This is a genomic window from Nesterenkonia sp. K-15-9-6, from assembly GCF_052656005.1.
Map to the genome: position 1 here is coordinate 1 of NZ_JBQYEY010000001.1, position 22,862 is coordinate 22,862.

Here is a 22,862-nt window from a genome sequence, read left to right on the forward strand (position 1 = left end):
TTGCACCGCCACCGCGTCCGCCCAGCGCTGGTCTTGCCGTTCTTGACCAGCTTGGTGCCGCATACACCACAGACCGGCTGATTCGAGGGAGGAGTCACCCCACATGCTTTCAAAGCATGTGCAGGCCCCTACATCCCCGCTATATCAACGATCCCCGGCCGCGCTGTACACACATTTTGGCCTATAACCCTCACAGGGAGCTGGTCAGACGCCGCGGCACCAGCGATCAGCAGGTCGACCGGCGTCACGTCCCGGCCGTCGTGGGAATCCCTGGACGCATGCCTCGACCTCGCGCGGCGCGTCCCCCGACCCCCGCTCAGCCGGCGGAGAGCATCCGGCGCAGGTCCGCGGTGTCCTGGTGGTCCACTGCCTCGCAGATCCGTAGTCCCGCTGCGAGGTGCGCCTCGGCCTCGGTGACCCGGCCGGTGAGACGGCACGTCTCGGACAGCCCGCGGTGGGCCCGCAGCTCCTCCTCCCAGGCGACGCCGGCGTGTTCCAGGGCGGCCCGGTGGTGCTCCTCGGACGCGGTGAGTCGGCCCAGGTCACGGAACACCTCCGCCAGACCGTTGTGAGCGGTGGCGAGGCCCAGAGACACCTGGTGGGCCTCGGCGAGATCGAGTGCGTCGCGGATCTGCCGCACCGCTTCCTCGGTCCGGCCCTGCTGCCACAGGGCGGTCCCGCGCCAGGCCAACGTGGCAGAGGCCTTGGGCCACCTGCCGAGCCGCTGGGACAGCTCCAGCGCCTCCTCGGCGGCGTGCAGTGCGCCCTGGGGATCGCGCCGTGCCACCTGCACCGCGGTCATCTCGTTCTGGGGGCCCAGACGGTACCGGGGTCGGTCGGCGGGCTCGGCCTGCTCGGCGAGGGCCAATGCCTCCTGGAGGAGGGGCATCGCCAGATGGGATCTCCCGGTCCACCGGCGCATGGTGGCCAGGTTCGTCAGCGGGTGGATCACCGTCGGGAGCTTCAGCCGGCGGTAGATGCCGATGGACTCCTGGAGATGATGCACCGCCTTCCCCAGGTCGCGCTCTGCGGCATAGGCGCCGGCGAGGAAGTTTCGGGAGGCTGCGGACCTCTCGTCGTCCTCGATCCGCTCGGCGATCTCCAGGGAGGCCCGCAGGTGCTCCCGCGCCACGGATGGCCGCCCGCGGCGCAGCGCCAGGATGCCCAGGTTGTGCTGGGCCGTATCCTCCCCGGAGGGGCTCCCCTGGGCCTGGGCGGCGCGCAGCGCGGCCCGGTGCAGGCGTTCCATCTCATCGTGACGATGATGCTCGTCCAGGTGACGACGCAGCAGGGCGGAGAGCTGCGGCGCGAAGTCCAGGGGGCCGTGCGCGGCCGCACGTTCGGCGGTGGCCAGCAGCGTCTCGAGGGTGCAGTCCAGCCAGCGCGCAGCCGAGGCGCGATCGTCGAAGAGCGGAGCCACCGTGCGGGGATCCTGATGATCGACCGGAGTGACCATCGCCTGCGCTGACCGGGCGGTCCTGAGCTGCTGCTCGCAGTACGCGGCGAACGCCTCGCCGAGGGGTCGGCCCCCGTCCTGGACTGCTGCGAGTTCGCGGGCATAGTCGCGGACCAGGTCGTGGAGCATCAGCCGCCGCGGTGGCAGCCTGTCGACCAGATGTGCGCGCACCAGCGAGTCCACCGCACGGGCGGCGGCTCGCCGTTCCAACCCCGTGACGACGCGGACGCTCCGCAGGTCATGGCTGTGCCCCGGCAGATCGCCCAGACGGCGCAGCACCAGGTGCGCATCGTCGTCGAGCCGGTGGACCGACCGGGCGAGGACCTCCCGCAATGACCCGCTGCCGGAACGGCGGGAGAGTGCGCCCAGGCGGCCGTCGGGCGCGCGCAGTTCCGCGAGGAGGTCCTGCAGCCGGTCTGCTGCCTGATCACGGACGAGGTCAGCGGCGAGCCGCACGGCCAGTGGGATGCCGCCGCACGCCTCGGCGACCTCCGTCAAGGTGTCCGGTGAGAGGGCGGCCGCGTCGCCGCCGAGCTCCTCGGTGAGGAGATGCCGCGACTCGGCCGTCGGCAGGGGCCTCACGGGCACGCGGAGAGCGCCGTCGGTGACGGCGAGTCCGGACAACGCATCTCTGCTGGTGATCACCACCTGACAGTGGTCCGTGCCGGGGAGCAGGGGACGGACCTGATCTGCCGTCGCCGCGTCGTCGAGCAGGATCAGCATCCGACGTCCCGCGACCCTGGACCTGAACATGGCGGCCCGTTCTGCCGTCGACTCGGGCAGCTCCCTGGAGTCCAGGCCCAACGCACGGAGAAACCCGCCGAGCACGCGTTCCGGGGGCAGCGGAGCGTCCGGGCCGAAGCCGCCCAGTGCGGCGTAGAGCTGACCGTCAGGGAAGGCGTTCACTGCTGTGTGCGCCCAGTGCAGGGCCAGGGTCGTCTTCCCGACTCCGCCGACGCCGGTGAAGGCGATGACCCCTGCCCGTGAACGGACGGCGTGATCCACCAGAGCCAACTCGTCCGTCCTGCCGCAGAGCCGGGCCGGGGGACCCGGCAGCTCCGAAGGCCTGCTGACCTGCTGGACCTGCACGTGCGCCTCGGGCGGGTCGGCGACGCCGTCGGCGGCTCCGGAAACAGCCTCTCCGGCCTGATGCGGCGCAGGGGCGACGCCGCTGAGGTCCCGGCCGTCGAGCACATCCTGTTCCAGGCGGCGCAGGCGGACGCCGGGCTCCACGCCGAGCTCCTCGGCCAGGGTGCGCCGGGCCTTCCGGTAGGTGGCCAGCGCATCGGCGCGGCGGCCCGTCAGCGCCTGCCCGAGCATCTGGATCTCATAGAGGCGTTCCCGCAGCGGATGCTCCCGCAGCAGCGCCGGGAGCTCCGCCGTCACCGCGTCGGTGCGCCCGCGCACGATCTCCGTGTGGTGCAGATCCTCCAGAGCGCAGAGCCGCAGCTCCTCCAGGCGCTCCGCCTCCCCGGTCAGCAGCGGATGGTCCAGCCCCTGGTAGGGGCGTCCCGTCCACAGGTCCAGGGAGGTGCGCAGCAGGTCCACGGCACGGGCCGGATCTGAGGCCATCACCTGGTGGGCCTCCCGCATGAGCCGACGGAAACGGTCCGAGTCCAGGTCGCAGCCCTGCGCCGCAAGGCAATAGCTTCCGCCTTCCGCCGTGATGGCGACGCCTGGGCCCAGCGCGCGCCGCAGGCGGTGCACATGGGTCTGCAGGCGGTGGGTGGTTCGGGAGTCGGTGAGTCCGCCCCACAGCGCATCGATGATCTCGTCCACGGACACCGGCCGGCCGGCGTGGACGAGCAGCAGCCCCAGGAGCAGCCCCTGCAGGCCGGTCGGCGTCCAGGAGGGGCCGTCGGGCCGACGCACCTGCACGGGCCCCAGGACGTCGAACACCACCACCGGAGATCTCCACCTCACGAGCCGACCATCGGGATGACAGCACCATACCTTCTGCCGGACGCACGACGACGCGGGCGATAAGGTGGTGCCATGACTGACGCACTCGACCCCGCAGCCCTCGCTGAGCAGGACGTCGTCGACTTCTGCCGGGACCTGATCCGCCTCGACACGACCAACTGGGGCAACGGCCGCTCCAACGGGGAGCGGGCGGCCGCCGAGTACTGCGCCGAGATCATGCGGCGTGCAGGACTCGAGCCGCAGATCCTCGAGTCGGCGCCGGGTCGGGCCTCCGTGGTGGCGCGACTGGCCGGGACCGACCCTGAGGCCGGGGCCCTCGTCGTCCACGGCCACCTCGACGTCGTCCCCGCCCAGGCGGAGGACTGGCAGGTGGACCCCTTCGCCGCCGAGGTCGTCGACGGCATGATCTGGGGCCGCGGCGCGGTCGACATGAAGGACATGGACGCCATGATCCTGGCCGCCATGCTCCGCATGCACCGCGAGGGCCACCGGCCCGTGCGGGACATCATCTTCGCCTTCTTCGCCGACGAAGAGGACAACGGCACCTACGGAGCCGGATGGCTGGTGGAGAACCACCCGGAGATCTTCGCCGGCGCCACCGAGGCGATCAGCGAGGTCGGCGGGTTCTCCACCGAGATCGCCGGCACCCGGGCCTACCTCATCCAGACCGGAGAGAAGGGCCTGCACTGGACGAAGATGATCGCCTCCGGCACCGCCGGACACGGCTCGGCCGTCCAGCACGACAACCCCGTGGTCACCCTGGGGGAGGCGGTGGCCCGCATCGGCGCCCACGAATGGCCGATCGAGTACACCAAGACGACCCGGGCGCTGATGGAGCAGCTCTCCGAGCTCACCGGCATCCCCTTCGACGAGGAGGACCCCTCGGCGCTGCTGGAGGCCACCGGCAGCACGGCCAAGTTCATCGCCGCCACGCTCCAGAACACCTCCAACCCCACAGCCCTCGACGCCGGCTACAAGCACAACGTCGTGCCTGGGACGGCCGAGGCCCTCGTGGACGCCAGGACCCTGCCCGAGCAGGACGAGAAGGTCGCGGCGACGCTGCACGAGCTGGCCGGAGAGAAGGTGCGGTTCGAGCTGCAGAAGGGCGGGCCCTCCCTGGAGGTCCCGTTCTCCGGGGCGCTGGTGGAGGACATGGTCGCCTCCCTGCGCGCCGAGGACCCCGACGGCGTCGTGCTGCCCTACATGCTGGGCGGCGGCACCGACAACAAGCATCTCTCGGCACTGGGCATCGCCGGCTACGGCTTCGCGCCGCTGCAGCTGCCGGCCGAGCTCGACTTCACCGGCATGTTCCACGGAGTCGATGAACGGGTGCCGGTGGACTCGCTGATCTTCGGCGTCCGGGTCCTGCACCGGTTCCTCGCCGCGCAGTGAGGGCACAGGACATGACGATGGCCACCCACCCCGACGCCGCCGTGCGTGACCGCGTCGCGGCCGTCCTGACCCCCGAGCTGCTGGCACGGATCCACGAGCGCGCCGCCGGCTACGACGAGCGCAACGAGTTCTGCCACGAAGACCTCGCGGAGCTCATGGACGTCGGATACCTCCGCGCTCTGGTGCCCGAAGCCGACGGGGGCCTCGGCTGGGACCTGCCCACGCTGGTCGCCGCTCAACGGCTGCTGGCCGCGCATGCGCCGGCCACAGCGCTCGCGGTCAACATGCATCATGTCTGGGTCGCCGTGGCCCGGCAGATGACCGCGAGCGGCCATGAGGAGTTCCACCCGGTGCTCCGGGAGTCGGCAGCAGGGGAGATCTTCGCCTTCGGGATCTCGGAACCGGGCAACGACGCGGTGCTCTTCGACTCAGCGACCGAGGCCCGGGTGGTCCAGGACGGCGCAGTGAGCTTCACCGGCACGAAGATCTTCACCACGCTGGCGCCCGTGTGGACTCGCCTGGGGCTGTTCGGCAGAGACGTCGAGGGCGGTGATGCGCCGTTGATCTTCGGCTTCCTTGAGCGGGAGGCGCCGGGCTGGCGGAGCCTGGACGACTGGGACACCCTCGGCATGCGGGCCACGCAGTCCCAGACCACGGTCCTGGAAGGTGCCCGGGTGCCCGCACACAGGATCGTGCGGCGTCTTCCCGAGGGGCCGAACCGGGATCCGCTGGTGTTCGCGATCTTCTCGTCCTTCCTGGGGCTGCTCTCGGCGGTGTACACAGGGCTGGGGGACCGTGCTCTGCAGCTGGCCGCCCGACTGGCGGAGGACCGGAGGAGCCGCATTACGGGGGAGTCGCTGAGCCAGGACCCGGACATCCGATACCGGCTGGCCGAGGCCCAGCTGCAGCAGCTGGGGTTGGACGCTCAGCTGCGTCAGCTCTCCCGCGAGATCGAGGACAGGGTCGAGCATGGTGACCTGTGGTTCCCGCGGCTGGTGGCTCTGCGCACCACGGCGACCCGTACGGCTCGAGCGGCGGTGGACGCCGCGCTCCACGTCAGCGGCGGAGGCCAGTATCGCCGGGGGAGCGAGCTGAGTCGGCTGTATCGTGACGTGCTGGCGGGGGTGCACCATCCGTCGGACGACGAGTCCGCGCATCGGACGCTGGCGACGTCGTTGCTGGGGCCCCTCGACGGCTGACCCGCCGGTGTCCGCGCCGCGGCCTCAGAGTGTGGCCCGGACCTTCATGATGCGGCGCCGCAGCCAGTACTTCCGGACGCCGCCGGTGTAGATGCGGCTGCGCCGCAGCTCCCACTTGCCGTACTCGGCGTGGTCCGCCAGGCGCCGCCGGACCTCCTTCAGAGACTCCCGGGGCTGGCAGGTGATCACCAGGTACTCCCAGTTCGGGCCAGAGGCGTTGTCGGTGGTGTAGCGGGCGGCTGCGGGGGACGGGATCGCGGAGAACTGCTGAGACATTCCGGCCGATCACGCTCGCTCTCTGATGTGCGACTGAAGGCGATGTCAGCGCGGCATCGCCTCTGCGATTGAGTGCACCTTAGCACCTGGTCACATCCGTGTCGTCAAGGGTGTGCCGATCATGTCCCGAATCTCTCCGAGAGGTCTTACCGAAACCCTCGGGCGTTGGTACCGTGTGGGCTATGAACATGGACCCCCGCGTCGCACTGAGCACGCTGACGAACGCTCTCGAAGAGCATCTCTCTGCTTCACTCAACCGCCGCGGCGAGGAGGACCCGGCGGTGGAGTCGGCCTTCTACGGGGTGGCCGACGCCTTCGAGGCCTATGAGGACGCCCTCTTCGCGGCCACCGGGGAGGTCACGCCCCTGGACCTCTATGACGAGGACGATGACTCCGACGACGTTCTGGACGAGGACGACGAGGACGATGACCTCGAGGAGTCGCTCGACGACGATGACGACGATGAGGACGACGACTTCGACGACGAGGGCGGACCCGACGACGAGCCTCGGCAGTAGCCCGACCGGGGGCACGTCCCGAGGCGGTTCGCGCGGGGCCGTGGGGGATCTCACCCGACGTCGTGGTCAGGCAGGACGCCCAGGATGATCTAAGCTCAGCCTGTGCAGTGGATAGAAGCGATCATCCTGGGGCTGGTCCAGGGCCTCACCGAGTTCCTCCCGGTGTCCTCGTCGGCACATCTGCGCATCGTGGGGGAGTTCCTCCCCGGTGCGGCCGATCCCGGGGCGGCTTTCACCGCGATCACTCAGCTCGGCACCGAGACCGCGGTGCTCGTGTACTTCTGGCGCGACATCGTGCGCATCCTGCGGGCGTGGTTCGCCGCGCTGGCCGGACGGCTCTCCCACCGCGACCCCGACGTCCGGATGGGGTGGCTCATCATCGTGGGCACCATCCCGATCGTGGTGCTCGGGCTGCTCTTCGAAGAGCTGATCGACACCACCTTCCGCACGCTGTGGCTGGTCGCCACCATGCTGATCGTCTTCGGCGTGCTGCTGGCTGTGGCGGACGCCTACGGCCGACAGCGCAAACCGCTGGCTGAGCTCTCCATCCGCGACGGTGTGCTCTTCGGCTTCGCGCAGGCGCTGGCGCTGATTCCGGGCGTGTCCCGCTCAGGCGGTACGATCACCGCCGGGCTGCTCATGGGCTACACCCGTGAGGCCGCCGCCCGCTACTCCTTCCTGCTGGCCGTGCCCGCGGTCTTCGGCTCGGGGCTGTACAAGCTCGTCGGGTCCCTCGGCGAGCAGCAGGGCCCGTACTCGATGGCGCAGACGATGGTCTCCACCGTGGTCGGGTTCTTCGTGGCCTATGTGATCATCGGGTGGTTCCTGCGCTACGTGTCCACGAACTCGTACACGCTGTTCGTCAACTACCGCATCATCGTGGGGCTGATCGTCTTCGTGCTGCTGGGCCTGGGCATCATCCACGCCTGACCCGTGATCGTCGGCATGCCCAGGGCGGAAATACCCTGGCCAGAGCCGACGTTGTCCACTGACCGGACTGCCCGTGCAGAAAGGACCCCGCCGCGTGAAACCCTGGACCTCCCCGGCCGTGCCGACCCTCCCACCGCTGCCGGAGGCCCTGCAGCTGCACGACACCGCCGGTGGCGCCGCCGTCGACGTCGTCGCGCGGGACGGGATCGGGTCGCTCTACGTCTGCGGGATCACCCCGTACGACGCCACACATCTGGGACATGCGAACACCTACGTCCAGTTCGACCTGCTGGTCCGCTATTGGCGGGCCTGCGGACTGGACGTGCGGTACGTGCAGAACGTCACCGACATCGACGACCCGCTGCTGGAGCGAGCCCGGGACACCGGCGTGGACTGGCAGACGCTGGCCGAGGAGCAGACCGAGCTCTTCCGCACCGACATGGAGGCCCTCGACGTCGTCGCCCCGGACGTCTACCTGGGCGCCGTGGAGTCCATTCCCGACGTCGTCGCCGACGTGGAGTCGCTGGTGGCCCTCGGCGTGGGGTACCCCGTCGTCGTCCCGGCCGAGGAGCTGCCTGCCGGAGTGGACCATGGCGAGGACGTCTACTTCGACATCGCCGCGGCGGAGGCTCGCACCGACTGGCGCCTCGGCAGCATCGGCGCCTATGACCGCGCCACCATGGAGCAGCTCTTCCCGACGCGCGGCGGGGATCCGCAGCGGGCCGGGAAGCGCGATCCTCTGGATCCGCTGCTGTGGCGTGCCCGCCGGCGGGACGAGCCGTGGTGGGAGGGTGGTTCGCTCGGCGACGGTCGTCCCGGCTGGCACATCGAGTGCTCGGTGATCGCGCGGCGTCATCTCCCGGCCCCGTTCACGGTCCAGGGAGGAGGGTCGGACCTGCGCTTCCCGCACCACGAGTTCTCCGCGGCCCATGCCACGGCGGCCGACGGCGTCCCCCTGGCCGAGACCTATGTGCACACCGGCATGGTGGGCCTGGACGGCGAGAAGATGTCCAAGTCGCGCGGGAACCTGGTGCTCGTCTCGAAGCTCCGGGAGCAGGGGGTGGATCCGCGGCTGATCCGCATCGCGCTGCTGGGCCAGCACTGGCGCCATGATTGGAGCTGGACCGAGGAGCACCTCGAGCAGGCCCGTGCCCGGCTCACCCGCTGGGAGGAGGCGCTGCGCCGTGCTCCCGCCGTGCATGAGGGTCCGGCGGACACCGCAGAAGACCTGCAGTATGCCCTGCATGCGGCACTGTCGCTGAACCTCAACGGCCCTGCCGCGCTCGACCAGCTCGACCAGTGGGCTGCCGGGCACATCGCCGGCGGCACCGGGCAGGACCGGGTGCGCGCCGTCGTCGAGTCGATGCTGGGCATCCGACTCGGCTGACGCGGGAGCCGGCCCGACGGGCCGGCGTCAGGAGTCGCCGGGCTCGGGCGGCCGGCGACGGCGCAGATACCGTTCGAACTCGCGCGCGATCGCCTCGCCGCTGGCCTCCGGCAGATTGGGGGTGTCGGTGGCCTCCTCCAGCCGCTGCACATACTCGGCGATGTCGGTGTCCTCCTGAGCCAGCTCGTCCACACCGCGCTCCCACGCCTCGGCGTCCTCGGAGACCTCCTCGACGTCCAGGGTCAGCCCGAGCAGGTCTTCGAGCTGCCGCATCAGGGCCAGCTGGGCCTTCGGGGAGGGCGCCTGACCCACATAGTGCGGCACGGCCGCCCACAGCGAGACCGCGGGGATGCCGGCCTGGTTCGCCGTGTGTGCCAGGACTCCGACGATCCCGGTGGGCCCCTCATAGGTCGGCTCGTCCACATCCAGGGCGTCCTGCAGAGCGGGGTCCTCACTGGACAGTGCGGCAGGGATGGGCCGGGTGTGCGGCACGTCCGCCAGCAGCGCGCCCACCAGCACGATCGCGGCGACGTCGTGCTCGGCGGCCTTGGTCAGGATGTCGGCGGTGAAGGCCTGCCAGCGGAAGCTCGGCTCCACGCCGTTGACCAGCAGCAGGTCCAGTTCACAGGTCTGCGGGCGGGCCCGGTAGATCTTCGTCGCGGGCCAGACGATCTCCCGGTGCGACCCGGTCCGACGGACCCGCGGGCGGGTGAACTGGTAGTCGTAGTAGTCCTCGTCGTCGATGCGCTCGACCAGCTCTCCGTCGGCGGCCGTGGTGATGGAACGCACGGCCGAGGAGGCGGCCCCGCCGGCGTCGTTCCAACCCTCGAAGGCCAGCACCATCACGGTGGGCCGCTCGTCTGCCACGTCGGTGGACTCGCGGAGATGCCGGGCGAACCGGGCGGCGCGGGCCTCGGTCTGCTCGGGTGCGTCCTCGGGCTGGTTCTGCTGATCCACAGCTCTCACACTAGCTCCGGCCCTGGGGGGAGGGAAGTGCTGACGTGGGCGTGTGACGTCCGCGACGGCGTGCCGCGCGTCATCACGCCTACGATGGAAGCATGCATTCTGAGACCTCTCCCGGCGCGTCCCGACGGCTCCAGGCCGTGTTCTGGGACATGGACGGCACCCTCGTCGACACGGAGCCCTACTGGATCGCCTCCGAGTATGAGCTCGTCGCGGCCCACGGCGGCTCCTGGAGCGACGAACAGGCCCACTCGCTGGTGGGCCAGGCTCTGACGCACAGTGCCGCCGTGCTGCAGCGTGCCGGAGTGGACCTGTCGGTCCGTCAGATCATCGACCATCTCATCGGACAGGTGGTGGAGAGGGTCCGAGAGCAGATGCCGTGGCGTCCCGGCGCCCGCGAGCTGTTGGAGGACCTCCATTCCGCGGGAGTGCGCTGCGCCCTGGTGACCATGAGCGAAGGGCCGCTCGCCCGTGAGGTCGTCGCCGCCCTGCCGGAGGGGAGGCTCGAGTTCATCGTCTCGGGAGACATGGTCAGCCGTGGCAAGCCTGACCCGGAGGCCTACCATGTGGCGTTCGAGCGGATGGCGGCCGACCATCCGGAGCCTCTGGAGCGCGGACGCTGCCTGGCGGTGGAGGACTCGGTGCCCGGCACGGCCGCCGCCGCGGACTCCGGGATCGTGACCCTGGCGGTGCCGCATATGAGTCCGCTGCCCGAGTCGGGACGTTGGCACACTCTGCCCACTCTCCGCGGCCTCGACGCCGATGGGTTGGACCAGCTGATCTCGGTGGCTCCCGGCTCGGCCATCGGCTCGCTGGCCCGACCATGAGACCTCGAACGGGACGGGGCGGGATCACGGTCGCCCGCGTGGCCGGCACGCCCGTGCGGCTGCAGTACTCCTGGTTCCTCATCGGCGGGGTCATCGTGATCCTGTTCGGACCCCAGGTGGCCCGCATCTTCCCCGAGCTGGGGGTGTGGGCCCACCTGGTCGCGGCCGCCTATGCGGTGCTGCTGCTGCTCTCGGTGCTCGCCCATGAGCTGGCCCATGCGCTCACCGCCCGTGCCTTCGGCTGGCCGTCCACCGAGATCGAGCTGAACCTCTGGGGCGGTCACACCCAGTTCCTCACCCGGGAGGCGACTCCCGGGAAGTCGTTGGCCGTCTCTCTCGCCGGGCCGGCGGCGAATCTGCTGATCGCTGCCGTGGGCTGGGCGCTGATCGAAGCCCTGGAGCCGGTCGGGGTGCTCGGCATGCTCGCCTCGGTCACCGTGCTCGTCAACTTCCTGGTGGGGCTGTTCAACCTGCTGCCGGGGCATCCCCTCGACGGCGGGCGCCTCGTGGAGTCCGCAGTCTGGCGGGCCACGGGGAGTCAGGACCGCGGGATGCTGGCGGCCGGCTGGGCGGGCCGCGCCGTCGTCGTCGCCCTCGCCGCGACGGTCCTGGTCCTGGCCGCCACGGGTTCGCCGCGGATCAGCCTCGTGCTGGTCGTCGTGGCGACGATGGTGTGCTTCTTCCTCTGGCAGGGTGCTGGGGATGCGGTCCGGACGGCCCGAGCTCGGCTGACGCGTCAGCGGCACGACGACGGCGGAGGCGGGGCCGGCGGGCCTCAGGGCCCCGGGGAGCGATAGGCTCGAGATGACGAATGCGTCGGCGCCGGCACCGGTCCGTCGTCGCGCCACCAGACCCCCACGACGAGAGTGAGATCCGTGAGCACCAACCCCGAGTCGGCACCGACAGGCCCCGCGGACGAGCAGGGCGCTCCGATCGGCGTGCACATGCGCAAAGGCCCGCTGCGGCCGGGCCAGCGCGTGCAGCTCACCGACCGGAAGGGGAAGCCCAGCACCATCACCCTGCAGCGCGGAGGTGAGTGGCACACCCACCAGGGGGTGCTGCGCCATGACACGATGATCGGTCAGCCCGAGGGCATCGTGGTGGCCAACGACGCCGGCCACGAGTACCAGGTGCTCCGCCCGCTGCTGAACGACTTCGTGCTGTCGATGCCGCGCGGCGCCACCGTCGTCTACCCCAAGGACTCGGCCCAGATCGTCCAGGTGGCTGACGTCTTCCCCGGAGCGCACGTCATCGAGGCCGGGGTGGGCTCGGGTGCGCTCTCCCTCTCCCTGCTGCGCGCCGTCGGAGATCACGGCACGGTGCACTCCTATGAGCGTCGTGAGGACTTCGCCGAGATCGCCCGCGGCAACGTGGAGGCGTTCTTCGGCCAGCCGCATCCCGGCTGGAAGGTCCTGGTGGGCGACATGCAGGAGCAGGTGCCCCACCAGGAGAGCGCCGGAGCGGCGGATCGGGTGGTCCTGGACATGCTGGCCCCGTGGGAGTGCCTCGACGCGGTGCGGCATGTGCTCGCTCCGGGCGGCGTGTGGGTCAGCTACGTCGCCACCGTCACCCAGCTGTCTCGGCTCGCTGAGGCGATCCGCGCCTCCGGGGCCTTCACCGAGCCGGAGGCCCACGAGACGATGCTGCGCACCTGGCATCTCGACGGTCTGGCGGTGCGCCCGGACCATCGCATGGTGGCTCACACCGGATTCCTGCTCTCGGCCCGCAGACTGGCCGACGACCAGACGCCGCTGCAGCTGAAGAAGCGGGAGAAGCAGTCCGAGGTCACCACGGAGGACATGCAGGCCTGGCTCCCGGAGGACGCCGCCTGGGACGAGGAGACGCTCAAACGGCGCACCGTCACTGGGCGCAAGGCCCGCAAAGCCGCCGCCCACTCACAGAAGCTCGCAGAGGCCGCGCGCGGCGCCGACGACCCAGCACCGTCCCAGGAGCCGTCACAGGACACTGTGCAGGACACTGTGCAGGACACTGTGCAGGACACTGTGCAGGACGCCGCCCAGGACACAGCGGACACAGCCGAGACCGGCCGCGGGCCCCGGGGCGGGGCCGTGGAGCAGGAGGAGACATGAGCCCAGACGCCGCACAGGGACCGCCCACTGGAGAGTCCTCGCCGGCAGAGGCCACGGCCGAGCAGCTGCAGGAGCGCCTGGAGCGCGCCCACCGGCAGCTCGACTCGCTGCGCCAGCGCAGCCGCCAGCTGGAGCAGCAGCTGCAGACCGCCGGGAGCACGAACCAGCGGATGGCTCGACTGCTGGAGACCACGCGGAACCAGATGGACGAGCTGCGCACCGCGCTGCACGCCGACGGCCAGGCACCCTTCACCTTCGGCACCGTGATCGGCTACCGGCCGGCCCATGAGCTGGTCGAGGGACGGGAGATCGACGCGGCCACCGGACCCGGGGCGGACATCCTGCACGGCGGCCGGAAGATGCGGGTCAGCGTGTCCCCGCTGCTCGACCCCGAGCAGCTGCGGCCCGGGCTTGAGGTGCTGCTCAACGAGCACCTCACCGTGGTGGCGGTGCTGCCGGCCGAGGACACCGGGGAGCTCGCTCGGGTCAAGGAGGTGCTGCCGGACGGTCGTCTGGTGGTCTTCATCCGGGGCGAAGATGAGCGTCTGGTGCGCCTCGCCGGTGACCACGAGACTCCGGTGCGGGTCGGCGACGCCGTCACGGTGGACCTGCGCACCGGCACCGCGACCGAGGTGGTGCCGCTCTCCGAGGTCGAAGACGTCGTGCTGGAGGAGACGCCGGACGTCTCCTATGCGGACATCGGTGGTCTCTCCGAGCAGATCGAGCAGATCCGCGACGCCGTCGAGCTGCCGTTCCTGCACGCGGACCTCTACCGCGAGCACGGGCTCAGCGCGCCTAAGGGCATCCTGCTCTATGGCCCTCCGGGCTGCGGGAAGACCATGATCGCCAAGGCCGTGGCCTCCTCGCTGCAGGGCGTCGAAGCGCCAGACGGCGCGGGGGCCCCCGGGACGACGTCGGCCCGCAGCTTCTTCCTCAACATCAAGGGGCCCGAGCTGCTGAACAAGTACGTCGGCGAGACGGAACGTCATATCCGGGTGATCTTCTCTCGGGCGCGGGAGCGGGCTTCGGCGGGACACCCGGTGGTGGTGTTCTTCGATGAGATGGAGGCGCTGTTCCGCACGCGCGGCACCGGCGTCTCCTCGGACGTGGAGACCACGATCGTCCCGCAGCTTCTGGCGGAGATCGACGGCGTCGAGTCCCTGGACAACGTCATCGTCATCGGCGCCTCCAACAGGGAGGATATGATCGATCCGGCGATCCTGCGCCCCGGGCGCCTGGACGTGAAGATCCGAGTCCGCCGTCCCGGCGCCGCCGGCGCCCGGGAGATCCTGGGGATCCATCTGGGCGGTCGGCTGCCGCTGCGGGCCGACTATGTCGCGGAGAAGGGCGGGCATGCCGAGGCCGTGGAGGCGATGGTCGACGCCGTCGTCGACCGGCTCTATCCGCAGGACTCGGCGGCGCGTCTCCGCCTGGTGCACGCGGACGGCGCCACCACGGACTTCACCGCCGCGGACTTCATCTCGGGAGCGGTGCTGAGCAACATCGTCGACCGGGCCAAGAAGTCCGCCATCAAGCAGTTCCTCGCCGCTGACCGCAGTGTGGAGGCCAAGGGGCTCTCGGAGGAGCAGCTGTTGGCAGCGGCCGAGGCCGAGCTGCGTGACCAGGAGGACCTGGTGAACACCGCGGACCCCCAGGAATGGGCGCGGGTGCTCGGCGCCGCCCCGTCCCCGGTGGTGCGGGTCGAACGACTGGCCGGAGGAGCCCGATGAGCGTACGGCGTCTGATCGGCATGGAGACCGAGTACGGGATCCACGCCCCGAACAACCCCCGGGCGAGCCACGTGGCCTTGTCCATCGAGCTGGTCAACGCCTATGCGGCGGCGGTCACGGAGGACGGCGGCGCGGTGGCCGGCACGGAGTGGGACTACCGTTCGGAGTCCCCCCTGGTGGACGCCCGCGGCTGGGTGCTGCCCCGTTCGGCGGCGCATCCGAGCCAGCTGACCGACACCGGCGAGGCCCTCGAGGGGGTCAGCGGGGGAGACCCCTCCCCGGCCGACGTCCCGGTGCGGGCCACGCCGAGGACCGCCTCGACGGCGAGTCCCGCAGACCTCTCGGAAGGACAGGAGGACAGTGGGGACTCGGAGTTCCATGCGCCGGGATCGGCGCACTGGCGCGGCGACTTCTTCGAGCTCCGGGAGGGGCAGCCGCAGCTGCTGATGAACCTGGTGCTGACCAACGGGGCGCGGCTGTACGTGGACCACGCCCACCCCGAGTACTCCGCGCCGGAGACGATCGGCGCCAAGCGCGCGGTGCTCTATGACGTCGCCGGGGACGTGATCGTCCGGCGGGCCGTGGAGCGGCTCGCTCGCGAGGATGGCAGCCCGGAGCTGCTGCTCTACAAGAACAACACCGACGGCAAATCCGTGTCCTACGGCGCCCACGAGAACTACCTGGTTCCCCGGGAGGTGCCTTTCGATCAGCTGGTCGCCGGGCTGATCCCGTTCTTCGTGACCCGGCAGATCATCTGTGGAGCCGGTCGCGTGGGCATCGGTCAGCGAGCCTCTCGCAGCGGCTTCCAGATCTCTCAGCGGGCCGACTTCTTCGAAGAGCAGGTGGGTCTGGAGACCACGGTGCGGCGCCCCATCATCAACACCCGGGATGAGCCGCACGCCGACGCCGACCGGCATCGGCGCCTGCACGTGATCATCGGCGACGCGAACATGAGTGAGTACTCGGCCTGGCTCCGCGTGGGCACCACGGCGCTGGTCCTGGACCTGATCGAGTCCGGTCGGGCTCCCCAGCTGCGCCTGCACGACCCGGTCGATGCGCTGAAGGCCGTTTCGCATGACCCGAGCCTCACCACCACGGTGCGCACCAATCGGGGCGAGATGACCGCCCTGCAGATCCAGCGGCTCTACCTGCGGGCCGCGGCCTCCCGGGCGGCCGAGAAGTCCGGACCGAAGTCGGCCCACACCGCCCCGGACACCGAGACCGCGGAGGTGCTCGAGGCCTGGGAGACTCTGCTGGAGGACCTCGAGAACGACCTCACCCTGGCCGCGGACCGCGTGGACTGGGTGGCCAAGCTGACCCTCATGGAGTCCTACCGTCGGCGGGACCGGCTGGACTGGGATGCCCCGCAGCTGAAGCTCATCGACCTGCAGTACGCCGACCTCCGGCCGGAGCGCGGGCTCTACCACAAGCTGGCCCGGGCCGGGCGGATGCGGCGGCTGTTCACCGACGATCAGGTCGCCTGGGCGGCGGCGCACCCGCCCGAGGAGACCCGGGCCTGGCTGCGCGGCCAGCTCGTGTCCCAGCATGCCGACCACGTGGTCGGCGCCAGCTGGGACCAGATCCTGCTGCGTCCCGATCCGCTGGGACGCGTCACGCGTCTGACGATGGCGGAGCCGACCCGCGGCTCCCGTGCCGACGCGGAGCCTGTCCTGTATGCCGCCGAAGCCCCTGAGGACCTGGTGGCCGGGCTGCGCCGTCTGTTGGAGTCCTGAACGCCCCGTCAGGCCCGGCGGGACACGCAGAAGCCGCCGGCAGTCGTAGACTCGGAAGTCAGTCCGTCGCACGGCGCCCCGCCGTGCGGAGAAGGTCCCGGACCCCTGGTGCTCGGCGCCGGGTCCGGGGACGAGGAAGGGAGACATCATGGCCACTCAGCCGCAGCGCCGTCCCGGCCAGACCGAGCAGGACACCCCGGGAGCCCCCGGGGACGGTGGAGCGCCGGCCCCTGCCGGCGGAAACGCCCAGTCTCAGGCACGGGTGGAAGAGCTCGACAGCCTGCTCGACGAGATCGACTCGGTGCTGGAGAGCAACGCCGAGGAGTTCGTGAAGGGATTCGTCCAGAAGGGCGGTCAGTAGCAGCATGGAGCGTCGCGTCTTCGGCGTGGAGACCGAGTTCGGCCTGGCGCACCACGGCCAGGGACGTCGCGGACTGGCGCCGGACGAGGCCGCCCGGTACCTGTTCCGTCCGGTGATCGACTGGGGGCGCAGCTCGAACGTCTTCATTCCGAACGGGTCCCGGCTCTACCTCGACGTCGGATCCCATCCGGAGTACGCCACCGCCGAATGTGATGACCTGCTCGACCTCATCGCCTCGGACCGGGCGGGGGAGCTGATCATGCATGACCTCGGCCAGCGGGCCGAGGCGGCGATGGGCGCCGACGGGCTTCCCGGATCGGTCTACCTGCTGAAGAACAACATCGACTCGCAGGGCAATTCCTACGGCTCGCACGAGAACTACCTGATCCCTCGGACCACGCATTTCCGGCGACTGTCCACCGTGCTGCTGCCCTTCCTGGTGACCCGCCAGATCATCGCCGGTGCCGGGCGCATCGTCCCCGCGACGGAGGACGCACCGGCGCACTACGCCTTCTCGCAGCGTGCCGACCACATGTGGGAGGGCATCTCCTCGGCCACCACCCGGTCCCGTCCGATCATCAACACCCGGGACGAGCCGCATGCCGATGCGTCGGTGCATCGGCGGCTGCATGTGATCGTGGGCGACTCGAACATGTCGGAGACCACCCAGCTGGTGCGTTTCGGTGCGACAGACCTCGTCCTGCGCATGATCGAGGCCGGCCAGCCGCTGGGAGACCACGAGCTGGAGAACCCGATCAGCGCGATCCGCCACATCAGCCACGACCTCTCCGGGCGCGCGACGGTGCGCACCCGCGAGGGCAAGCGCGTGACGGCTGTGGACGTGCAGGCCGCTCTGCTCGAGAAGGCGCGCCGCTTCGTCGCCCGGCACGGAGCCCACCACGACAGGGTCGAGCAGGTCCTCGACCTCTGGGGCAGAGCCGTGGAGGCGGTCGCCACCGGCGATCACTCGCTCATCGACCGGGAGATCGACTGGGCCATCAAGAAGCGGCTGATCGACGAGGTCGCCGCCCGCTCAGGGCTCGACCTCGGGGCGCCCCGGCTGGATCAGATCGACTTCGCCTACCATGACATCCACCCGGAACGGGGCCTGTTCCACCTGCTGGTCCGACGGGGCCGCGCCGAGAGGCTGCTCGACGACGCCCGCCTGCGTCGGGCGATCACCGACCCGCCCGCGACGACGCGTGCCGTCGTCCGGGGGCGCTTCCTCTCAGCGGCTCGTGCCCACGGCGTCGGCCACACCGTGGACTGGGTCCACCACAAGCTGGTGGACCGCCCCTTGGAGGCGGTCATGGTCAAGGATCCCTTCGTGACCGAGGACCCTCGGATCGAGACGCTGCTGGCTCGCCTCGGCGGCGAGCTGCTCGAGCTGAACCCCGCCGAGCGGGAGGCTCAGTCGGTGCCGCTGGCGCTCAGCGAGCGCTACGTGCGGACACAGCCCGCGGCACCGCCCGAGCCCCCGCTGGTGTGATCGGCGCACGGGCTCGACACGGAGGAACGGCACGCGGCCGTCCAGCGGGAACCTGTACAGTTCACCCTGGCGAGAACACTGGCGGGACCACCGTCTGCCCCGATCAACACTGGAGGACACCCTTCGTGCGAAAGAAGCATCACGCCGCCCTGGCCGCCCCTGCCGTGCTGCTGCTGGCCGCCTGCTCCGGCGACGGCCTCGGCGACACCTCAGCGCTGTCGGGGATCGACCTGCATTTCACGGATGAAGGCGTCCCGGAGGTGCTGATCAGCAACCCGGTCGAGGCGGACGAGGAGTCCTCGGTGATCCTCTCCCAGGGCGATGGCGAGGAACTGGATCCGGAACAGATCCTGCACGTCTCCTCGGCGACGGTGGACCCCTCGAGCGGTGCCGTCCAGCAGGAGAACTTCAGCGAGGATCTGCCCTCCTTGCTGTTCCTGCCGATGATCGAGCAGCAGAGCGAGTTCATCTACGATTCGCTCATGGAGACGGGCGCGACCGTCGGCTCCGATCTGGCCCTCTACGAGCCGGGAACGCCGGAGACGGGCGGCGTCGACTCGTTGATCATCCTGCGCATCGATGATCAGGTTCCCGCCTATGCCACCGGTGAGGAGCAGGAGCAGAGCGGCGACCTCCCGGAGATCACGTCTGTGGAGGGCGAGGCTCCCGAGCTCGCCGAGGCGCCCGGCGACGACGAGGACGCCCCCGAGGAGACCGCGAGCGAGGTGCTGATCGCCGGCGACGGCGAAGAGATCGGCGCCACCGACCAGGTCGTGGTCCGCTACACCGGGTGGAAGTGGTCCGACGGCGAGGTCTTCGACTCGGCCTGGCCCGGTGTGACCGCCGGGGCCGCGGAGGACGATGAGGCCGATGAGGCCGATGAGGACGATGAGGCCGATGACGCCGACGACTCCGAGGACGAGGCCGAGGGGGAGGAGACCCCGCCGGCACCGCCCGCGAGCTTCCCGCTGGACAACCTGGTCGCCGGATGGGCCGAGGGTCTGGAAGGCAAGCATGTCGGTGACCGCGTGCTGCTGGTCATCCCGCCGGAGGAGGGCTACGGGGAGTCCGAGGGCCACGAGCTCCAGGACGAGACCCTGATCTTCGTCGTCGACGTCATCGAGGCCGCACCCATGCCGGAGCAGACGCAGCAGGAGATGCCCGAGCAGCCGGAGCTCAGCGAGGAGGAGCTTGAGGAGCTCCAGGAGATGCTCGAGGAGCAGGGCGCCGCGGAGAGCGGAGCCGACGACGCCGATGCTGAGGGCGACGCTGAGGATGAGGCTGAGGACGACGCTGAGGACGATGCCGGCGACGACGACGAGTGAGAGGGGCCCCGCGGCCGCCGGCGCGTGACGGGCGCTCCGTGAGGACCCGACCCTGACGATCCCACGCCCCGGGGCCCGACCTGATGGTCCGGCCCCGGGGCGTGTGCCGTCTCTGCTGTGCGGTCTCCGATAGGCTGGATGCAGAAGATCCCTGTCGGAGAGGAAACAGCACCTATGTCTTTCGGTCAGCGCACCTACGACCGCACACGCCCGGAGATCGACTTCCCCGGAGACACTCCGCCTGAGGAGCTCGTCGTCGAGGAGCTCATCCCCGGCGGCGGCCGCGCCGTCGAGCCGGGCGACCAGGTGTCGTGCCACTACGTGGGGGTGTCCTGGTCCACCGGCGAGGAGTTCGACGCCTCCTGGAACCGTGGCCAGCCGTTGGACTTCACGGCCGGCGTCGGACAGGTCATCGCAGGCTGGGACCAGGGGCTGATCGGGATGAAGGAGGGCGCTCGGCGGCGTCTGGAGATCCCGCCGCACCTGGCATACGGCGAGCGTGGCGCCGGTGCGGCCATCGGGCCGAACGAGACCCTGATCTTCGTGGTCGACCTGGTCCGCGTCCGTCGAGCCGGCTGATCCGCCGTGGTCGGGTATCGCCACCGCAGCCGAGGCGGGCCGGACCGGATCGGCGCCGAGGGGCAGGGGGGCTTCGTCTACGGGACGACGCCGCATGCTCCTGAGGCGGAGCGACAGGACGCCTTCGCCGACACCGGCGTCAGCCGCGCGCTCTCGCTGGCGGCGACGCTGATCGACGCCGCCCCCGTGGGCCTCTCCAAGGCAGAGATCCGGGAGCGGGTCGAGCACTACCGTCCCGAGGGCGAGACCTCCCGGGAGGCCTTCGAGCAGCAGTTCAACCGGGACAAGCGGACGCTGCGGCGGCTCGGCATCGACATCACGTCCCTGGGTTCCGAGGACGAGGGGCGGGACGGCCACGGCGGTGACCACGACTTCCGCTACGTCATCGATCCGGAGGCCCACGGGCTGCCCCCGTTGCGGATTCCGGCAGACGAGGTCATCGCCCTGCGGCACGCCGAGCTGCTGTGGAGCGGGACCCGGGCACAGGCGGCCATACGGCAGGCCGCCGGCGCGCTGACGGCCCTGCAGGCCTCGGAGCCGGCGGGCGACCGTGCCGCGGCCGCTTCGACTGCCGATCCGGAGGCCGCCCAGGTGCCCGGCGCTCTGCCGCCTCCGGCATCGGTGAGACTGGGTCTGGCCGACGACCACGTGCTCGACCACCTCGGGACCCTCGCCGACTCCCTGACGACTGCGGCAGTGGCGTTCACCTACAGTCCGCGAGGCCGGCATCGCGCCCAACAGCGCCGCACGGTGCCGTTGGGCGTAGGCTCCCGCGGCGGCTGGTATCTGGTGGGCCACGATCTTGACCGCGACGCCGTCCGTGTCTACCGATTGGACCGCATCCGTGGCGACATCACCCGGCTCACGGCGCCGGACGATTCCATCAGGACCGTCCTGGAGCAGATCGCCGACGGCCGCATCGACCCCCCGCAGGTGACCCGCGAGCAGCTCGAGACCCTCGGCCCGGCCCACGGGACGGAGACGGTGGAGCTGGAGGCCGACGCCGACGTCGCGGCCACCTTCCTGCCGCATGCGCGTCACGATCCTGTGTCTTCTGAGGCGTCCCACGACGAAGCTGTCCGACTTACGGTCGAGACCACGCTCCACGACAGCTTCCTGGGGAAGATCGCCGTCGCGCTGCCGCGGGTCCGGGTGCTCTCCGGGGAGCGACTCACGGCGCTGGTCCGGCGTCACCTGGAAGCTGTGCGCCGGGCGCATCGGGACAGCCCGGTTCCGGCGGAGGAGCTGAGGGCGCCGCGGACCTCGACGACCAACGACGCCGGAGCGAAGATCGCCCGGGTCATGTCGATGGCCGCCTACCTGCACGCCACCGGCGGTGCACGGGCCAGCGATCTGCTGGAGCGCTACAGCATCACGCCTCGTCAGCTGCACCGGGATCTTCTCTCCCTGCAGCAGTCGGCCGCCTTCGATTCCGCGCAGTTCGGGCACTACATCGACATCGACCCAGAGCTTCCGCTGACGCGTCGCGTGTTCGAGAAGCAGCTGCTGGCAGAGGACCCGGTCATCCGCATCGCCCTGCCGGGCCCGCGGCTTCAGGACACGCTGGGGCGTCCGCTGCGGCTGACCGCACCGCAGGCGCTCTCGGTGCTGATCGCCCTGGAGGGTCTCATCGCCTCCCAGGATCCGGACACCGAGCCGGTCCGGCAGGCCGCCGCGCGCCTGCGCGACAGGATCCGTGCGATCGTTCCGGCTGAGCTCGACGCCACTGCCGCCGAGCTGAGTGTGGCCTGGCAGAGCGCCGACGAGTTCGGCCACGAGGCCGTTCTGCGCGAGGCCCTCGACGGCGAGCACGCCGTCGAACTCCTCTACGAAGATGTCCAGAACCGCCGGACCCGTCGCGTCGTGGACCCCGTGACGCTGCTGCACGACGGCGCCCGCACCTACCTGCGGGCCTGGTGCCGGTCGGTGGAGGGGGAGCGGAACTTCCTGCTCGGCCGGGTGCTGGACCTGACGCCGATGCCGGACACGCCGCTGAGCGATCAGGCCCGCGCGCTCGCGACCGAGCCTGCGCGCCGCCCGGAGGTCCCTCGTCGTCGCGATGACGAGCTCGTGATCCTGCGCTTCGCCCCCTCGGCGGCGGCCGACGCTGATGCCTGGGCGCCCGTGCGGGAGGTCTGGGGAGAGGACGGCGCGCGGACGGTGGAGGTCGCCCTGCGCAGCGGGTCCATCGCCGTCGATCTGGCGCTGCGCTCCGGGGGCGACGTCACCGTGCTGCAGCCGGAGGAGCTTGCCGGGGAGGTCGTGCGTCGAGCCGAACGGGGGCTGGCGGCCCTGGGCGACGGTGTGTCCAGCTCGGTGGAGTATCCTGGGGGCCAGACGAAAGGACGCACTCCATGAACATCACCGGTTGGCAGATCGCCATCATCGCCCTGCTCATCATCCTGCTGTTCGGTGCGCCGAAGCTTCCACAGCTGGCCAAGTCCGTGGGTCAGTCGATGAGGATCTTCAAATCCGAGGTCCGCACGATGCAGGACGAGTCTGACTCCAAGGACCCCGAGACCGGCGACGCCGAGCGTCCCGCGGTGGAGGGCCGTGTGGTGGACCCCACCGACACCCCGCGCGGCAGCTCACAGCACCGCCGCGACCACGCCTGAGGACCGATGGCAGGGACGCACGACGACGCTCCCCGCACCTCATCGCCACGACGTCGCAGGAAGTCGAGA

Annotated in this window: 20 protein-coding genes; 16 read left to right on the forward strand and 4 right to left on the reverse strand. The window is 70.6% G+C overall.

Annotated features, from left to right (window positions below; genetic code table 11):
- On the reverse strand, window positions 1-98 hold a 98-nt coding region (locus SD455_RS00005; protein ID WP_445507008.1), incomplete at its 3' end, for a transposase-like zinc-binding domain-containing protein.
- A 218-nt stretch (window positions 99-316) separates the two neighbouring features.
- Entirely contained in the window at window positions 317-3,379 is a 3,063-nt protein-coding gene (locus SD455_RS00010) for an AfsR/SARP family transcriptional regulator (RefSeq protein WP_445506915.1), read from the reverse strand.
- A 72-nt stretch (window positions 3,380-3,451) separates the two neighbouring features.
- Here SD455_RS00010 and SD455_RS00015 point away from each other — a divergent pair, with 72 nt between their 5' ends.
- On the forward strand, window positions 3,452-4,771 hold the full coding sequence (locus SD455_RS00015) for a M20/M25/M40 family metallo-hydrolase (RefSeq protein ID WP_445506916.1): 1,320 nt from the start codon (window positions 3,452-3,454) through the stop codon (window positions 4,769-4,771).
- A gap of 17 nt (window positions 4,772-4,788) precedes the next feature.
- Window positions 4,789-5,970, forward strand: a complete 1,182-nt coding sequence (locus SD455_RS00020; protein WP_445506917.1) for an acyl-CoA dehydrogenase family protein — start codon at window positions 4,789-4,791, stop codon at window positions 5,968-5,970.
- Window positions 5,971-5,994: 24 nt separating this feature from the next.
- Here the strand turns inward: SD455_RS00020 and SD455_RS00025 are convergent, their stop codons facing one another.
- A complete protein-coding gene (locus tag SD455_RS00025) occupies window positions 5,995-6,246 on the reverse strand; it encodes a DUF5703 family protein (protein WP_237089889.1) in 252 nt (83 codons plus the stop codon).
- 182 nt (window positions 6,247-6,428) lie between these two features.
- Between SD455_RS00025 and SD455_RS00030 the strand changes: the two genes are divergently transcribed.
- From SD455_RS00030 to mshC, 3 genes are all read left to right on the forward strand, one after another.
- On the forward strand, window positions 6,429-6,764 hold the full coding sequence (locus tag SD455_RS00030) for a primosomal protein (protein ID WP_070158782.1): 336 nt from the start codon (window positions 6,429-6,431) through the stop codon (window positions 6,762-6,764).
- 102 nt (window positions 6,765-6,866) lie between these two features.
- Window positions 6,867-7,694 (forward strand): undecaprenyl-diphosphate phosphatase, encoded by an 828-nt coding sequence (locus SD455_RS00035; protein WP_070158783.1) that lies wholly within the window; start codon window positions 6,867-6,869, stop codon window positions 7,692-7,694.
- A 94-nt stretch (window positions 7,695-7,788) separates the two neighbouring features.
- Window positions 7,789-9,081 carry a cysteine--1-D-myo-inosityl 2-amino-2-deoxy-alpha-D-glucopyranoside ligase gene (mshC, locus tag SD455_RS00040; RefSeq protein WP_445506918.1) on the forward strand — a complete coding sequence of 431 codons (1,293 nt, stop codon included), beginning with the start codon at window positions 7,789-7,791 and terminating at the stop codon, window positions 9,079-9,081.
- 27 nt (window positions 9,082-9,108) lie between these two features.
- Here mshC and SD455_RS00045 read toward each other — a convergent pair whose 3' ends face one another.
- Window positions 9,109-10,038 carry a proteasome assembly chaperone family protein gene (locus SD455_RS00045; RefSeq protein WP_070158785.1) on the reverse strand — a complete coding sequence of 310 codons (930 nt, stop codon included), beginning with the start codon at window positions 10,036-10,038 and terminating at the stop codon, window positions 9,109-9,111.
- A 101-nt stretch (window positions 10,039-10,139) separates the two neighbouring features.
- Here SD455_RS00045 and SD455_RS00050 point away from each other — a divergent pair, with 101 nt between their 5' ends.
- From SD455_RS00050 to tatA, 11 genes are all read left to right on the forward strand, one after another.
- Window positions 10,140-10,871, forward strand: coding sequence for an HAD family hydrolase (locus SD455_RS00050; protein ID WP_311024151.1), 732 nt, complete (start codon window positions 10,140-10,142; stop codon window positions 10,869-10,871).
- A 38-nt stretch (window positions 10,872-10,909) separates the two neighbouring features.
- Window positions 10,910-11,668 (forward strand): site-2 protease family protein, encoded by a 759-nt coding sequence (locus tag SD455_RS00055; protein ID WP_311024152.1) that lies wholly within the window; start codon window positions 10,910-10,912, stop codon window positions 11,666-11,668.
- A 147-nt stretch (window positions 11,669-11,815) separates the two neighbouring features.
- On the forward strand, window positions 11,816-12,961 hold the full coding sequence (locus SD455_RS00060) for a tRNA (adenine-N1)-methyltransferase (protein ID WP_445507009.1): 1,146 nt from the start codon (window positions 11,816-11,818) through the stop codon (window positions 12,959-12,961).
- A complete protein-coding gene (gene arc / locus SD455_RS00065; RefSeq protein ID WP_445506919.1) occupies window positions 12,958-14,691 on the forward strand; it encodes a proteasome ATPase in 1,734 nt (577 codons plus the stop codon). The genes SD455_RS00060 and arc overlap by 4 nt, the downstream gene beginning before the upstream one ends.
- Window positions 14,688-16,424 (forward strand): depupylase/deamidase Dop, encoded by a 1,737-nt coding sequence (gene dop, locus SD455_RS00070; RefSeq protein WP_344685514.1) that lies wholly within the window; start codon window positions 14,688-14,690, stop codon window positions 16,422-16,424. The genes arc and dop overlap by 4 nt, the downstream gene beginning before the upstream one ends.
- A 148-nt stretch (window positions 16,425-16,572) precedes the next feature.
- Window positions 16,573-16,785, forward strand: coding sequence for a ubiquitin-like protein Pup (locus SD455_RS00075; RefSeq protein ID WP_070158789.1), 213 nt, complete (start codon window positions 16,573-16,575; stop codon window positions 16,783-16,785).
- 4 nt (window positions 16,786-16,789) lie between these two features.
- Window positions 16,790-18,274 carry a Pup--protein ligase gene (gene pafA / locus SD455_RS00080; RefSeq protein ID WP_070158790.1) on the forward strand — a complete coding sequence of 495 codons (1,485 nt, stop codon included), beginning with the start codon at window positions 16,790-16,792 and terminating at the stop codon, window positions 18,272-18,274.
- Window positions 18,275-18,399: 125 nt separating this feature from the next.
- Window positions 18,400-19,599 carry an FKBP-type peptidyl-prolyl cis-trans isomerase gene (locus tag SD455_RS00085; RefSeq protein WP_070158791.1) on the forward strand — a complete coding sequence of 400 codons (1,200 nt, stop codon included), beginning with the start codon at window positions 18,400-18,402 and terminating at the stop codon, window positions 19,597-19,599.
- A gap of 174 nt (window positions 19,600-19,773) precedes the next feature.
- Entirely contained in the window at window positions 19,774-20,178 is a 405-nt protein-coding gene (locus tag SD455_RS00090) for an FKBP-type peptidyl-prolyl cis-trans isomerase (RefSeq protein ID WP_070158792.1), read from the forward strand.
- Window positions 20,179-20,184: 6 nt separating this feature from the next.
- The gene (locus SD455_RS00095; protein ID WP_445506920.1) at window positions 20,185-22,536 is read left to right on the forward strand and encodes a helix-turn-helix transcriptional regulator; all 2,352 of its coding nucleotides are present in this window, start codon (window positions 20,185-20,187) and stop codon (window positions 22,534-22,536) included.
- Window positions 22,533-22,793 carry a Sec-independent protein translocase subunit TatA gene (gene tatA / locus SD455_RS00100; protein WP_085437056.1) on the forward strand — a complete coding sequence of 87 codons (261 nt, stop codon included), beginning with the start codon at window positions 22,533-22,535 and terminating at the stop codon, window positions 22,791-22,793. Before SD455_RS00095 ends, tatA begins: the two co-directional genes overlap by 4 nt.
- The last annotated feature ends 69 nt before the right edge of the window (window positions 22,794-22,862 follow it).

Excerpts from the sequence above, each read along its gene's own strand:
- tatA (WP_085437056.1), top strand. The coding sequence starts at position 22,533 with ATGAACATCACCGGTTGGCAGATCGCCATCATCGCCCTGCTCATCATC.
- SD455_RS00015 (WP_445506916.1), top strand. The coding sequence starts at position 3,452 with ATGACTGACGCACTCGACCCCGCAGCCCTCGCTGAGCAGGACGTCGTC.
- SD455_RS00030 (WP_070158782.1), top strand. The coding sequence starts at position 6,429 with ATGAACATGGACCCCCGCGTCGCACTGAGCACGCTGACGAACGCTCTC.
- SD455_RS00090 (WP_070158792.1), top strand. The coding sequence starts at position 19,774 with ATGTCTTTCGGTCAGCGCACCTACGACCGCACACGCCCGGAGATCGAC.
- pafA (WP_070158790.1), top strand. The coding sequence starts at position 16,790 with ATGGAGCGTCGCGTCTTCGGCGTGGAGACCGAGTTCGGCCTGGCGCAC.
- SD455_RS00060 (WP_445507009.1), top strand. The coding sequence starts at position 11,816 with ATGCGCAAAGGCCCGCTGCGGCCGGGCCAGCGCGTGCAGCTCACCGAC.
- SD455_RS00020 (WP_445506917.1), top strand. The coding sequence starts at position 4,789 with ATGGCCACCCACCCCGACGCCGCCGTGCGTGACCGCGTCGCGGCCGTC.
- SD455_RS00025 (WP_237089889.1), bottom strand. The coding sequence starts at position 6,246 with ATGTCTCAGCAGTTCTCCGCGATCCCGTCCCCCGCAGCCGCCCGCTAC.
- SD455_RS00075 (WP_070158789.1), top strand. The coding sequence starts at position 16,573 with ATGGCCACTCAGCCGCAGCGCCGTCCCGGCCAGACCGAGCAGGACACC.
- dop (WP_344685514.1), top strand. The coding sequence starts at position 14,688 with ATGAGCGTACGGCGTCTGATCGGCATGGAGACCGAGTACGGGATCCAC.
- SD455_RS00050 (WP_311024151.1), top strand. The coding sequence starts at position 10,140 with ATGCATTCTGAGACCTCTCCCGGCGCGTCCCGACGGCTCCAGGCCGTG.
- arc (WP_445506919.1), top strand. The coding sequence starts at position 12,958 with ATGAGCCCAGACGCCGCACAGGGACCGCCCACTGGAGAGTCCTCGCCG.